General features: G+C 70.2%; 15 protein-coding genes. 7 read left to right on the top strand and 8 right to left on the bottom strand.

The genetic code is table 11. The annotated features are described in order from the left end of the window. Window positions 1-274: 274 nt before the first annotated feature. The gene (locus AC07DI_RS13205) at window positions 275-916 is read left to right on the top strand and encodes an IclR family transcriptional regulator (RefSeq protein WP_384262769.1); all 642 of its coding nucleotides are present in this window, start codon (window positions 275-277) and stop codon (window positions 914-916) included. A gap of 110 nt (window positions 917-1,026) precedes the next feature. Then, complete coding sequence (locus AC07DI_RS13200) at window positions 1,027-1,833, top strand: S16 family serine protease (protein WP_478904297.1); 807 nt, start codon at window positions 1,027-1,029, stop codon at window positions 1,831-1,833. Between the two features lie 149 nt (window positions 1,834-1,982). On the opposite strand, the gene AC07DI_RS13195 is transcribed toward AC07DI_RS13200, so the two are convergent. The 6 genes from AC07DI_RS13195 to AC07DI_RS13170 form a co-directional block, all read right to left on the bottom strand. Beyond that, on the bottom strand, window positions 1,983-2,594 hold the full coding sequence (locus tag AC07DI_RS13195) for an ArsR/SmtB family transcription factor (RefSeq protein WP_478904296.1): 612 nt from the start codon (window positions 2,592-2,594) through the stop codon (window positions 1,983-1,985). Window positions 2,595-2,668: 74 nt separating this feature from the next. Then, a complete protein-coding gene (locus AC07DI_RS13190) occupies window positions 2,669-3,646 on the bottom strand; it encodes a glycine betaine ABC transporter substrate-binding protein (RefSeq protein ID WP_478904295.1) in 978 nt (325 codons plus the stop codon). After that, entirely contained in the window at window positions 3,643-4,539 is an 897-nt protein-coding gene (locus AC07DI_RS13185; RefSeq protein WP_478904470.1) for an ABC transporter permease, read from the bottom strand. Before AC07DI_RS13185 ends, AC07DI_RS13190 begins: the two co-directional genes overlap by 4 nt. A 5-nt stretch (window positions 4,540-4,544) precedes the next feature. Beyond that, entirely contained in the window at window positions 4,545-5,810 is a 1,266-nt protein-coding gene (locus AC07DI_RS13180; RefSeq protein WP_478904294.1) for a betaine/proline/choline family ABC transporter ATP-binding protein, read from the bottom strand. Continuing rightward, the gene (locus tag AC07DI_RS13175; protein ID WP_384262792.1) at window positions 5,803-6,450 is read right to left on the bottom strand and encodes an ABC transporter permease; all 648 of its coding nucleotides are present in this window, start codon (window positions 6,448-6,450) and stop codon (window positions 5,803-5,805) included. Before AC07DI_RS13175 ends, AC07DI_RS13180 begins: the two co-directional genes overlap by 8 nt. Window positions 6,451-6,500: 50 nt before the next feature. Then, the gene (locus AC07DI_RS13170) at window positions 6,501-6,971 is read right to left on the bottom strand and encodes an Lrp/AsnC family transcriptional regulator (RefSeq protein ID WP_384262757.1); all 471 of its coding nucleotides are present in this window, start codon (window positions 6,969-6,971) and stop codon (window positions 6,501-6,503) included. 121 nt (window positions 6,972-7,092) lie between these two features. Here AC07DI_RS13170 and hppD point away from each other — a divergent pair, with 121 nt between their 5' ends. The 4 genes from hppD (at window position 7,093) to nthA (ending at window position 9,514) form a co-directional block, all read left to right on the top strand. Continuing rightward, complete coding sequence (gene hppD / locus AC07DI_RS13165; RefSeq protein WP_384262755.1) at window positions 7,093-8,241, top strand: 4-hydroxyphenylpyruvate dioxygenase; 1,149 nt, start codon at window positions 7,093-7,095, stop codon at window positions 8,239-8,241. A gap of 130 nt (window positions 8,242-8,371) precedes the next feature. After that, on the top strand, window positions 8,372-8,653 hold the full coding sequence (locus AC07DI_RS13160; protein ID WP_384262752.1) for a hypothetical protein: 282 nt from the start codon (window positions 8,372-8,374) through the stop codon (window positions 8,651-8,653). Continuing rightward, on the top strand, window positions 8,646-8,930 hold the full coding sequence (locus AC07DI_RS13155; protein ID WP_384262750.1) for an SH3-like domain-containing protein: 285 nt from the start codon (window positions 8,646-8,648) through the stop codon (window positions 8,928-8,930). Before AC07DI_RS13160 ends, AC07DI_RS13155 begins: the two co-directional genes overlap by 8 nt. Continuing rightward, window positions 8,927-9,514: a nitrile hydratase subunit alpha gene (gene nthA / locus AC07DI_RS13150; RefSeq protein WP_384262747.1), complete on the top strand. Its 588-nt coding sequence runs from the start codon at window positions 8,927-8,929 to the stop codon at window positions 9,512-9,514. Before AC07DI_RS13155 ends, nthA begins: the two co-directional genes overlap by 4 nt. A gap of 8 nt (window positions 9,515-9,522) precedes the next feature. Here the strand turns inward: nthA and AC07DI_RS13145 are convergent, their stop codons facing one another. After that, entirely contained in the window at window positions 9,523-10,953 is a 1,431-nt protein-coding gene (locus AC07DI_RS13145) for a tetratricopeptide repeat protein (protein ID WP_478904292.1), read from the bottom strand. A gap of 98 nt (window positions 10,954-11,051) precedes the next feature. On the opposite strand from AC07DI_RS13145, the gene AC07DI_RS13140 reads away from it, so the two are divergent. Further along, window positions 11,052-12,422: an FAD-binding oxidoreductase gene (locus tag AC07DI_RS13140; RefSeq protein WP_478904290.1), complete on the top strand. Its 1,371-nt coding sequence runs from the start codon at window positions 11,052-11,054 to the stop codon at window positions 12,420-12,422. 83 nt (window positions 12,423-12,505) lie between these two features. Here the strand turns inward: AC07DI_RS13140 and AC07DI_RS13135 are convergent, their stop codons facing one another. Next, window positions 12,506-12,991: an SsgA family sporulation/cell division regulator gene (locus AC07DI_RS13135; protein ID WP_384262741.1), complete on the bottom strand. Its 486-nt coding sequence runs from the start codon at window positions 12,989-12,991 to the stop codon at window positions 12,506-12,508. Between the last annotated feature and the right edge of the window lie 76 nt (window positions 12,992-13,067).

Below are 13,067 nucleotides of genomic sequence, written 5' to 3'. Positions count from 1 at the left end.
GTGCGAATGCCGTGCGCGCCCCCCGCTGGCGCCCACCGCGTAACGGGGCAATGGGGGGCGCTAGGGGCGCCCCGGTGCCCGGATTCTGGACGAAGTCTTCCGCTGAGCGGGACGGCCTCGCTAATGTCCCCGCACAGCACACGCCCCGTGGCAGCGCCGCCGCGGAGCGCAGCCGGTGTTCCGACCGGCGGCCTCTGACGCGCGTCGCCCACGGGACCGGCGACGCAACCGCCGCGTAGGGGGGCCGCCGACCCTCACCTAAGGAGTGGGCGTCGTGACCGCGGAGACTTCCCAGACGCTCGACCGAGGACTGCGCGTCCTCAAGCTGCTGGCCGACACCGACCATGGGCTCACGGTCACCGAGCTGTCCAACAAGCTCGGTGTGAACCGCACCGTGGTGTACCGCCTGCTCGCCACGCTCGAACAGCACGCCCTCGTGCGGCGGGACCTCGGCGGTCGCGCCCGGGTCGGCCTCGGCGTGCTGCGGCTCGGCCGCCAGGTGCACCCGCTGGTGCGGGAGGCCGCGCTGCCCGCGCTGCGCTCGCTCGCCGAGGACATCGGGGCGACGGCACACCTCACCCTCGTCGACGGCTCGGAGGCCCTCGCGGTCGCGGTGGTCGAGCCGACCTGGACGGACTACCACGTCGCCTACCGCACCGGCTTCCGCCATCCGCTGGACCGGGGCGCCGCGGGCCGCGCGATACTCGCCGCCCGCCAGAGCCTGGTCACCGACCCCGGCTACGCGCTCACCCACGGCGAGCTGGAGGCCGGCGCGAGCGGCGCGGCGGCTCCCCTGGTCGGAGTGACGGGCCTTGAGGGCAGCGTGGGCGTGGTCATGCTGTCGGACTCGGTGCCGGAGAGAGTGGGGCCACGGGTGGTCGACGCGGCCCGGGAAGTCGCAGACGCGTTGCGCTGAGGCCGCACGGACGATCTGTTCCACGGGGCTCGGTCGATCGCCGGCTGCGCCGAGCTCGTCCTCAAACGCCGGACGGGCTTGATCATCCTCCCTCACGTTAGATTGATCCCGTGTTCTCGTTCTCTCGCCTCACGCGCCCCCAGGCCCTCGCCGTCTGCGCCCTGCCCGTCGCGGCCCTGCTCGCCGTCGCGGCGTTCGCGCCGTTGCCGTTCGCCGTGGCGCAGCCCGGTGGTACGGCGAACGTACTCGGGGAGCACGAGGGCAAGCCGGTCCTCACGGTCTCCGGCGTCCCTACGCGCAGGACGAGCGGCGAGCTGCGCATGACGACGATCGTCGCGACGGGGCCGCAGATGGACATCCGTCTGGGCGACGTCGTCGACGGCTGGTTCCGTACGGACCGTGCGGTGATGCCCAAGGACTCCGTCTACCCCGTCGGCGACAACGTCAAGGAAGTCGAGAAGCACAATCTCGGTGACATGAAGGAGTCGCAGGACGAGGCCACGCAGGCGGCGCTCGCGTATCTGAAGGCGAACGGCGTCGGCGACACGGACAAGGTGAAGGTCAAGGCCGACCTCGGCAAGATCGGCGGCCCGAGCGCCGGACTGTTCCTCGCGCTCGGCATCATCGACAAGCTGGACGGCGACGGCAGCGGCGGTGACCTCACGGGTGGCCGCAGGATCGCGGGTACCGGCACGATCTCGGCGGACGGCGAGGTCGGCCCGGTCGGCGGCGTGGCCCTGAAGACGCAGGCCGCGCGGCGTGACGGTGCGACGGTCTTCCTGGTCCCCGAGGACGAGTGCTCGGACGCTCAGTCGGAGCTGCCGAAGGGCCTGCGCCTGGTGCCGATCAAGACACTGAAGGGAACGGTCGACTCACTGCGGGCCCTCGGGAAGGGCGGGAAGGTCCCGAGCTGCTGACGAGCCGGAGCCCCAACTCCACCAGGGTCCAGCCGAGTTGAGTGCGGAGATGGTGGTGGGTTCCTCTGCCGGGCGCCGCTCGCCGCAATTCCCGCGCGCGGGCGTCGTGCAGGATCAGGTGGATGTCGGAGTGCATGGCTTCGTTCCTCTCAGTCGCCGTCGTCGTCGCTGTTGTCGGCCGGTCGGGTCGGGAACAGGTGGGAGTGGACCCGAACCCTGGCCGCGTCCGGGGTGCCCTTCGGCGGCGCCAACATCCGGTACTCCTCCATGAGTTCGTGGACCTTGTGGCTCAGCTCGGACGCGAGTTCCGGGGTCAGGTCCAGGGTGAAGTCGCTGATGTCCGAGGCCGCCCCCCACTCCTGTGGCCACTCGTGCCGCGTCGCGATCCAGGTGGACACCTCTTGGGCGCGCAGCGACGCGTACTCGTGCAGCATGGTGCTGAGGGCGCCGCGGACCTCGGGGTTCTCGTCGAGCATGAGCTCCGCGTCGGTGCGAATGCCCTGCTGGGCCGGGCGCCACCACCGCTCCCGCCCCTTGCCGCGATCGGGGTCGTCCTCCACGAACCCGTACTCCGCGAGCTGACGCAGGTGATAGCTGGTCGCGCCGCTCGACTCACCCAGGCGCGCGGCGAGTTGAGAGGCGGTCGCCGGTCCTTCGACGCCCAGCGACGTGAGCAGCCGCATCCGCAGCGGGTGCGCGAGCCCGCGCAGGGTGCGCGCGTCGAGTTCACGGACTTTGTGGGGCTTCGGCTGCTCCGTCATGGACTCAGCGTAGACATGCAAAGACTCCGTTGCAACGGTTTCTTTGCAACGGAGTCTTTGTAACTGAAGCCGGTCTACTCCTTGACGAACCCCTCCTCGACCAACCAGTCCTTCGCCACCTCATGCGGATCCTGACCGTCCACATCAACCTTGGAGTTGAGGTCCCGCGCCACCTTGTTGTTGAGCCTCTTCGTGATGGGGGCCAGGACCTCCGCGATCTCCGGATGCTTCTTCAGGGACTTGCTGTTGATCTCCGGCGCCGCGTTGTAGTTGGGGAAGAAGTGCTTGTCGTCCTCCATCGTCGTCAGGTTCATCGCCTTGATGCGGCCGTCGGTGGTGAAGACCTCGCCGTACGTGCAGGAGCCCTTGGCCGCCTGCGTGTAGATGATCCCGGTGTCCATCTTGGTGATGCTGGAGGAAGGGATCCTCATCCCGTACGCCTTCTGCATGCCGGGCAGGCCGTCGTTCCGCGAGGAGAACTCGCTCTCCACACAGAGGGAGGCGGCCTTCGGGTCGGACTTGGACAGGGCCGCCACGTCCGAGAGCGTCTTCGTCCGGTACTTCGCCGCGTTCCTCTCGTTCATCGCCAGCGCGTACGTATTGTTGAGCGCGGCCGGGGTCAGCCAGGTGACACCGTTCTTCAGGTCGGCGTCGCGCACCGCCTGCCACTGCTTCCGCGGGTCCGTGATCGGCTTGGTGTTGCCCTGGTACGTGATCCAGGCGGTGCCCGTGTACTCGTACATGGCGTCCGCGTCGCCGCCCTTGACCGCCTCGCGCGCGCCGATCGAGCCCTGGATGCCCGTGCGGTCGAGCACATCCGCGCCGGCCGCCTGGAACGCGATGCCCATGATCGCGCCGAGGACCAGCTGCTCGGTGAACTCCTTGGACGTGACGGTGAGGTCGGCGCCCTTCAGGGGCAGGCCCTTGCCGATGGAGCCGGGCTTGACGTCGTCCACCATCGGACTGCCGCTGGTGAGCCCGCACCCGGCGACCAGCGCGCCGCCCAGGACGGCGATGACGGTCGTACGCGCGGTGACCCTGAGGTTCCTCATGTGTCCACCTCCAGGCCCCTCGGACGCAGCAGCAGTTCGGCCAGCGAGGCCAGCCAGTCGACCAGGAGCGCGAGCGTGATCGTCAGGATCGAGCCGAGCATCAGGACCGGCATCCGCTGGTTGGTCATGCCCGTCGTGATGAGGTCACCGAGGCCCCCGCCGCCGCCGAACGTGGCGAGCGTCGCCGTGCCGACGTTGAGGACGAGCGCCGTGCGCACGCCCGCGAGGATCAGCGGGACGGCCAGCGGGAGTTCGACCTTGGCTAGGACGCCGAGCGGCGACATGCCGATGCCGCGCGCCGCCTCCAGGAGCGTCGGGTCGTTCGCCTTCAGGCCCGCGATCGTGTTGGAGAGGACCGGCAGGACGGCGTAGATGATGATGCCGATCAGGGCGGCCTTCTCGCCGATGCCGAGCCAGATCACCAGGAGCGCGAGGAGACCGATCGCGGGGGTCGCCTGACCGATGTTGGCCAGGGCCATCGCGACCGGGGCACCTTTGCGCAGCTTCTTGCGGGTCAGCAGGATGCCGAGCGGGATGGCGATGATGAGGACGAAGAAGGTGGAGATCGCTGTCAGTTGGACGTGCTGGCGCAGGCGGAGCCATACGTTGCCGTCGGCCAGCGCGTTCTCGGAGATCGAGTCGAGGTCGGCCTGCCGGAACCACCACCAGGTGATCAGCAGGACCACCGCGAGGACGGCGGGCAGGAAGACCAGCTTCTGCCAGACGACCTTGCGCGGCTGCCGCCGGACCGGCAGGGGCGACGGCGGGGCCTCCTGCTCGGCCTCGCCCTCGTCACGGAAGGCGAGGCCCTTGACCTCGTGCTCGCCCTCGGGGCGGGACGCCTCACGCGGGGACGGCCTGCGGTCCGGGATCCGCGGTGAGCCCCCGGAGATGCCGCTCACGCCTTCGCCTCCCCGCCGTAGCCCTCCTGCTCCTGGTGGGTCAGCCCGGCCCGCTGCTCCAGGAGTTGCTGCTGGTGCTCGATGGCTTCGAGCCGGTCCGCCTCGAGCATCTCGTGGACGGAGTTCATCAGCGTCTCCATGTCGACGACGCCCGTGTACTCGCCGCGCCGCCCGGTCACCGCGACCCGGCCCGCGTTGTCGGTGAGGACCGCTTCGAGGGCGTCGCGCAGGGTGGCGTCGCGGGTCACGGTGTCGTGGACGAGGGTGCCCGCGCGGGCCAGTGAGCCCTTGGCGCGCGTCAGGTCGCCGCGGCGCAGCCACTTGTAGGGGCGGCGGCGCTTGTCGAGCAGGAGCAGTTCGTTGGTGGCGCCGGCGCGGAGCTTGTCGAAGATGTCCTGGAGGGGGTCGTCGACGGTCACCGTGGGGATGTCGGCGATCTCCACGTCGCGTACGCGGGTGAGGTTGAGGCGCTTGAGGGCCGCGCCCGCGCCGACGAAACCGGAGACGAAGTCGTCGGCCGGGTTGGTGAGGATGGCCTCCGGGGTGTCGAACTGCGCGATGTGCGAGCGTTCCCGCAGCACGGCGATGCGGTCGCCCAGCTTGATGGCCTCGTCGAAGTCGTGCGTGACGAAGACGATGGTCTTGTGCAGCTCGTGCTGGAGCCGGATCAGCTCGTCCTGGAGGTGGTCGCGGGTGATCGGGTCGACGGCGCCGAAGGGCTCGTCCATGAGCAGTACGGGCGGGTCGGCCGCCAACGCCCTTGCCACGCCGACGCGTTGCTGCTGGCCACCGGAGAGCTGACGGGGGTAGCGGTGGCGGAACTCGCCCGGATCGAGCCCGACCAGGTCCAGCATCTCCTCGACCCGTGAGGTGATCCTCGACTTGCCCCAGCCGGTCATCCTCGGGACGAGCGCGATGTTCTGGGCGACGGTCATGTGCGGGAAGAGGCCGGACGACTGGATCGCGTACCCGATCTTGCGGCGCAGCTTCACCGGGTCCATGTCGGTGACGTCCTCGCCGCCGATGCGGATGCGGCCGCCGGTCGGCTCGATGAGCCGGTTGATCATCTTCAGGGTGGTCGACTTGCCGCAGCCGGAGGGGCCCACGAGGATCACGATCTCGCCGGCCTTGATCTCCATGTTGACGCTGTCCACGGCGGCCTCACCGCTGCCCGCGTAGCGCTTGGTGAGGTTCTCCAGCTCGATCGTGGCGCCGGAGGTGGCGGCGGACGCGGGCGCCTCTCTGGTGGTCGTCTCAGACACGGATCCCCCTCGAAATGGTCAGCCGGCCGATCAGGACGTACGCGGCGTCGAAGAGCAGCGCCAGGATGATGATCCCGAGCGTGCCCGCGAGCACCTGGTTGAGCGCGTTCTTGGAGCCGAGCGAGCCGATGCCGCGGAAGATCTCGTTGCCGAGCCCGGGACCCGACGCGTACGCGGCGATGGCCGCGATGCCCATCAGCATCTGCGTGGAGACCCGGATGCCGGTCAGGATGGGCGGCCAGGCGATCGGCAGCTCCACCCTGAAGAGCCGGGCGATGCGGGACATCCCGATGCCCTTCGCCGCGTCGACCAGCGACGGGTCGACGCCGCGCAGGCCGACGATGGCGTTGCGCACGATCGGGAGCAGCCCGTACAGGGTCAGCGCGACGACGGTCGGTGCGACGCCGAGGCCCACGACCGGGATCAGCAGGCCGATCATGGCCAGGGACGGGATGGTGAGGATGGTGGAGGTGACGGTCGTGGCGAGATTGCCCGCCCACTCGCTGCGGTAGGTGAGAACGCCGATCAGTACACCGATGACGGTGGCGACGACCATGCACTGGAAGACGGCGCTGGCGTGCTGATACGCGTCCGTCAGGAGTTGCTGGTGGCGGTTGCCGAGGTAGTCCCAGAAATTCACTGAAGTGCTCACCTCGCCTTTTCCGGAAGGTACTCACGAAATTCGGTGACTCAGGAATCTTTGGACGCCTGCTCCACCAGCGGGATGATCCGCAGCGGAACGGGATTTTCCATGACGATCGCCGTGGAAGCCCGGACGATGCCATCAAAGCCCACGACCCGGTCGATCACACGTTGGAGATCCGCGTTCGAGCGGGCCACGAGGCGGCAGAGCATATCGCCGTGGCCGGTAATCGTATGCAGTTCCAGCACCTCGGCCACGGTCGCCAAATGGGCCCGTACGTCCGCGCCCTGGCCCTGTTTGATCTCCAGGGTCGCGAAGGCCGTGACGGGGTAGCCGAGCGCCGCCGGATCGACCTCGGGGCCGAAGCCGCGGATGACTCCATTGGACTGAAGCCGGTCCATCCGCGCCTGCACCGTGCCGCGCGCCACCCCGAGCCTGCGGGACGCCTCAAGAACCCCGATACGCGGCTCACGCGCCAGGAGCACGATGAGCCTGCCGTCCAGATGATCGATCGCCATGCCGCCTCCGTGATGGTCATGATGTACAGATAGCCCGCCCATCCTGGCCAGGGACTGGTCGGATTGACCACTGAAAACGCGAACTATTGCGCACCTTGTCAATCGGGGGGAGCCTCGGGTCATGACTGAGACCACCACCCACACCACCCCGGACACCGCGCGCGAGGCCGACCCCTTCCCGGTCAAGGGAATGGACGCGGTCGTCTTCGCCGTGGGCAACGCCAAGCAGGCCGCGCACTACTACTCCACGGCGTTCGGCATGAAGCTGGTCGCCTACTCCGGACCGGAGAACGGCAGCCGCGAGACCGCGAGTTACGTGCTCACGAACGGCGGTGCGCGCTTCGTCTTCACCTCCGTCATCAAGGCCTCCACCGACTGGGGGCACTTCCTCACCTCCCACGTGGCCGAGCACGGTGACGGCGTCGTCGACCTCGCCATCGAGGTCCCGGACGCGCGCGCCGCGTACGCCTACGCCGTCGAGAACGGTGCGCGCGGGATCACGGAGCCGTACGAGGTCAAGGACGAGAACGGCACGGTCGTGCTCGCGGCCATCGCCACGTACGGCAAGACCCGCCACACCCTGGTGGAGCGCTCCGGGTACGACGGCCCGTACCTGCCCGGTTTCGTGGCCGCGAACCCGATCGTCGAGCCGCCGGCCAAGCGCACCTTCCAGGCGATCGACCACTGCGTCGGCAACGTCGAGCTCGGCAAGATGAACGAGTGGGTCGGCTTCTACAACAAGGTCATGGGCTTCACGAACATGAAGGAGTTCGTGGGCGACGACATCGCGACGGAGTACAGCGCGCTGATGTCGAAGGTGGTCGCGGACGGCACGCTCAAGGTCAAGTTCCCGATCAATGAGCCCGCCATTGCCAAGAAGAAGTCGCAGATCGACGAGTACCTGGAGTTCTACGGCGGCGCGGGTGTCCAGCACATCGCGCTCGCCACGAACGACATCGTCGCGACGGTACGCACGATGCGCGCGGCCGGCGTCCAGTTCCTCGACACGCCCGACTCGTACTACGACACCCTCGGCGAGTGGGCCGGTGAGACCCGCGTGCCCGTCGACATCCTGCGCGAGCTGAAGATCCTCGTCGACCGCGACGAGGACGGCTACCTGCTGCAGATCTTCACCAAGCCGGTGCAGGACCGGCCGACGGTCTTCTTCGAGATGATCGAGCGGCACGGGTCGATGGGCTTCGGCAAGGGGAACTTCAAGGCGCTGTTCGAGGCGATCGAGCGGGAGCAGGAGAAGCGAGGGAATCTTTAAGCGGAGGACATCGCAGGCTGCGCCCTGCTCGTCCTCGAACGCCGGACGGGCTTGGAATCCCCGTGACCCATCGCCGGACAGGCTCTGCCTGTCCGGCGATTTCGCGTCGGCGGCGGGCTAGTGTGCCGTCATGGCCAGGATCAATGACGTCGGCGGGATGCAGGGGTTCGGGGCGCTCGACACCCGTGACGACACCGAGCCCTTCCACGCCGACTGGGAAGCCCGCGTCTTCGCGCTGAACAGCGCACTCGTGCGCGAAGGCGTCTACAACCTGGACGAGTTCAGAGACGCCGTCGAGACGATGGAGCCCGCCGCGTACCTGGCGGCCTCGTACTACGAGCGCTGGTTCCACGCCATCCGTACGCTCCTGGAACGCAAGGGCGTGCTCGAACCCGGCGCGCTCGATGAGTGACCGCTTCGGGCCCGGCGCCCGTGTCCGCACCCTGGCCCACGACCCGCCCCACCACACCCGCCTGCCGCGCTACGCCCGCGGCAAGCGAGGCGTGGTCGTCGAACCCGAGGGCGCGCACGCGCTGGCCGACATCCGCGCGCAGGGCCGGGACGACGCCCCCGTCGAGCAGGTCTACGCCGTGCGCTTCACCGCCCGGGACCTGTGGGGCGAGGGCGATCACCACGTCGTGCTCGACCTGTGGGAAAGCTATCTGGAGCCGGAGGACGACACCCCATGAGCGGTACGCACACGGACGCGCGGATCTCGCGCCAAGTACGGCGCCTCGAAACCCTGTTGGAGGAGCGCGGCATCGTCGTCGGCGCCGTGCTCGACGAGATGCTCGACGCGTTCCTCAGCGGCGCGACCCCGCTGAACGGGGCCCGCGTCGTCGCGCGCGCCTGGACCGACCCGGCGTACAGGGAGCGGCTGCTCGCCGACGGCACGGCCGCCGTCACCGAACTCGGCCTCTCCGCAGGGGGAGTCCAGCCGCAGCGGCTGCGCGTCGTCGAGAACACCGAGGACACCCACAACGTCGTCGTCTGCACCCTCTGCTCCTGCTACCCCGTCCGGCTGCTCGGACCCTCACCCAGCTGGTACAAGAGCGAGGCCTACCGCTCACGCGTGGTGCGCGAACCCCGCGCCGTGCTCGCCGAGTTCGGCCTCCGGCTGCCGTCCACCACCCGCATCACCGTCTGGGACTCCAGCGCCGAGACCCGCTACCTGGTCCTGCCGCGCCGCCCCTCGTCCACGGCCTCCCTGACCGAGGAGGAGCTGGCGGCGCGGGTGACCCGCAACGCTCTGATCGGCACCGCCGCGCTCTGAGGCAGGCCTCAAGGGGCCCGGCGTTTCGGCGGTCGCGGCTTCGGCATGGGGGCGGGCTTCTCGCCGGGCGGGGCGTAGACCTGCTCGGGCCCGCCCTCCTCCGGCTCACCCAGCGCGGCCAGCGCCTTCTTCGCCACGGGCACCCGCAGCGGCGAGAAGTAGGGGTTGATGCGCAGCGCTTCCCCGAGGTGGCGGCGCGCGGCGCCCTCGTACTCAAGGTCCCGCTCGATCTGCCCCCGGTGGAAGGCGAACAGGGCGCTGCGCGGCCCCTTGTCCATCGCCTTCGTGACCAGCTTCAGGCCCGCCGCGCTCTCCCCTGCCCTGTGCAGCGCCCAGCCCAGCGCGTCCGCCACCTGCGGACTGCGGTGCCGCTTGTACTCCGCGGTGAGCCGCCGCACCGCCGCGTCCGCGTCACCGTGGTCCGCGTCGAGGAGGCCGAGGGGCCGTTCGTCGTTCACGCCGGCCGCGCTCTCCTGCTTCACGCGCGCCCGCACCGTGTCGTACTGCGCCTTCGCCGCCGGTTTCAGCTTCAACGCCTCGTACAGCTCGCCCAGTTCGAGCGCGTACTCGGGAAGTGGCTGCCTGGCGAATGCCGAACGGTAGGCCTGCAGCGCCTCCGCGTTGCGGCCGAGCGAGGCCAGGGCGCGGGCCCGGCCCGCCAGCGCCGGATGGTGCCCGGGGTCGGCGGCGAGCGCCGCGTCGTAGCGGCGCAGCGCCTGCGCGGGCTCGCCCCGCTCCCAGGCGAGCTCCCCGACCCGGTGCAGGCAGGCCGCCCGCTCCGCCGGAGTCTCGGCGAGCGCCGCCGCGTCGGACAGTGCGGCGTCGGCGTTCTCGCGCCAGCCGCGGTCGCGGTAGACCTGCCCGGCGATGGCCCTGGCGGTGGCGCCCGAATTCAGCTCCCGCATGCTCTCCAGGGCCTTGTCGACGGCCTTCGCGTCGCCGAGGCCGCTGTACGCCTCGATCAGCGCCGGGTAGGACGTCCACCGCTTCGGTGCCTGCCCGGCCGCGAGCTCGCCCCACTTCCTGGCGGCGCGGTAGTCGTGCCGGGCGTCGGCGAGCGCGGCGAGCCCCGTCAGGGCCTCCGGATTCCCCGCGGGCCGCGTCCGCAGCGACGTGTTCAGTGCGTTCTCGGCCCTTGGGAAATCCGTCACGTCGGAGGTCCGCACCCCCCGCGCCACCAACGCCGAGCCGAGCACCGCCCAGGAGTGGTCGTCACCGGGATGGGCCCGCAGATGGGCCTCGCGCTCGCCGATGAGCGCCGCCAGATCGGGCAGCGCGGCGGGCACGCCCGCCCCCACGGCCGCCATCGCCCGTCCGGCGGGCCCCAGCGCGGGCGGCGCCGCCTCCTCGGTGTCCGGGGGCAGCAGCACGAGCACACCGCCGAGCACCGCGCTCCCCGCGACGGAGGCGATCAGAACACGCTTCACCGAAGGCTTCATGGCGTTCACTGTGCGTCAATACGAAGAGCACATCCCGGCATGCGGAACGGCATCGCACACGGGTTCACACCGATGGCCCCGAGTGCGAGGCTGTGATCATGAGCCGCACGCTGATCGACCTCCTTCAGGAGGGCCTCCCCGCCGAGGCGCTCCTCACGGACCCGGACGTCACGTCCTCGTACGCGCACGACATGGCGAGCTTCTGCGCCGCGGGCGCCCCGGCCGTGGTGGCCCTGCCGCGCACCGTCGAGCAGGTCCAGCACGTCATGCGCACGGCCACCGAGCTGCGCGTCCCCGTGGTGCCGCAGGGCGCCCGCACCGGCCTGTCCGGCGCCGCGAACGCGAGCGAGGGGTGCATCGTGCTCTCCCTCGTCAAGATGGACCGCATCCTGGAGATCAGCCCCGTCGACCGCATCGCGGTCGTCGAGCCGGGCGTCGTCAACGCCACGCTCTCCCGCGCGGTCGGCGAGCACGGCCTGTACTACCCGCCGGATCCCTCCAGTTGGGAGATGTGCACCATCGGCGGGAACATCGGGACCGCCGCGGGCGGCCTGTGCTGCGTGAAGTACGGCGTGACCGCGGAGTACGTACTCGGCCTCGACGTCGTCCTCGCCGACGGACGGCTCATGAGCACCGGACGCCGCACCGCCAAGGGCGTCGCGGGGTACGACCTGACCCGGCTCTTCGTCGGCTCCGAGGGCAGCCTCGGCATCGTCGTCCGCGCCGTCCTCGCGCTCAAGCCGGAGCCACCCCGGCAGCTCGTCCTGGCCGCCGAGTTCGGCTCGGTGCAGGCCGCGTGCGACGCCGTCTGCGCCGTCATGGAGGGTGGACACGTCCCCTCGCTCCTCGAACTCATGGACCGTACGACGGTGAAGGCCGTCAACGACCTGGCCCACATGGGCCTGCCCGAGACCACCGAGGCACTGCTGCTCGCCGCCTTCGACACCGCGGACCCCGTCGCCGACCTCGCCGCCGTCGGCGCGCTCTGCGAGGCCGCGGGCGCCACCCAGGTCGTCCCGGCCGAGGACGCCGCCGAGTCCGAACTCCTGCTCCAGGCGCGCCGGTTGTCCCTCACCGCGCTCGAAGCCGTCAAGGGCAGCACGATGATCGACGACGTGTGCGTGCCGCGCTCGCGCCTCGCCGACATGCTCGGCGGCGTCGAGCGCATCGGCGAGAAGTACGGCCTGACCATCGGGGTCTGCGCGCACGCGGGCGACGGCAACACCCACCCCACCGTCTGCTTCGACGCGGCGGACCCCGACGAGAGCAGGCGCGCCCGCGAGTCCTTCGACGAGATCATGGCCCTCGGTCTGGAGCTCGGCGGCACGATCACCGGCGAGCACGGCGTCGGGGTCCTGAAGAAGGAGTGGCTGGCGCGCGAGATCGGTCCCGTGGGGGTCGAGATGCAGCAGGCCATCAAGGCCGCCTTCGACCCGCACGGACTCCTCAACCCGGGCAAGTTGTTCTGAAGACAGGCTCTGGCACAGGCTCTGAGACGGCCCGGGCAAGCCGGTCCGGTCACGTTCCGCGTACGCCCCCGTGGCGGCGGAGCTCACTCACCGTCCTTGGACTCGTCCGAGGGCCACGGGTCGCGCAGCCACAGGTCGTCCGCGTGGCCGCGGCCCGAGGCGGGTGCCAGCAACTCGGCGAGGCCGTCGTCGAGGCCGAGCTGCTCGGCCTCGGAACCCGGCGGGACCACCCGCAGCGTCCGCTCGAGCCACGCGGACACGGCGGCGGCCGGGGCTTCGAGGAGCGCGTCGCCGTCCGGCGAGCTGAGAGCCATCAGGACGACGCCGCGCCCGTCCACCTTCGTCGGCCAGACCCGCACGTCGCCGTGGCCGCACGGCCTGAACACCCCCTCCACCAGGAGTTCGCGGGCGAAGGTCCAGTTCACCGGGTGCTCGGAACCGATGTGGAAGGCGATGTGGACGGCGTAGGGGTCGTCGGTGCGGTAGGTGAGACGGGCCGGGACGGGCACGGCCCGCTCCGGCGAGAGGACGAGGTTGAGCTCCAGTTCGCGTTCCACCACGGAGTGCATGTCGATGCCCTGCCTTTCCCTGTAGGGGCCCTGGGAACGGACCCGTACGAGTGGAGAGCGCGGGATCGCCGGAGCA

The organism is Streptomyces sp. NPDC044106 (genome assembly GCF_056433985.1).
Note: the sequence above shows the minus strand (reverse complement) of the source record. Positions and strands in the feature narration are given on the sequence as shown.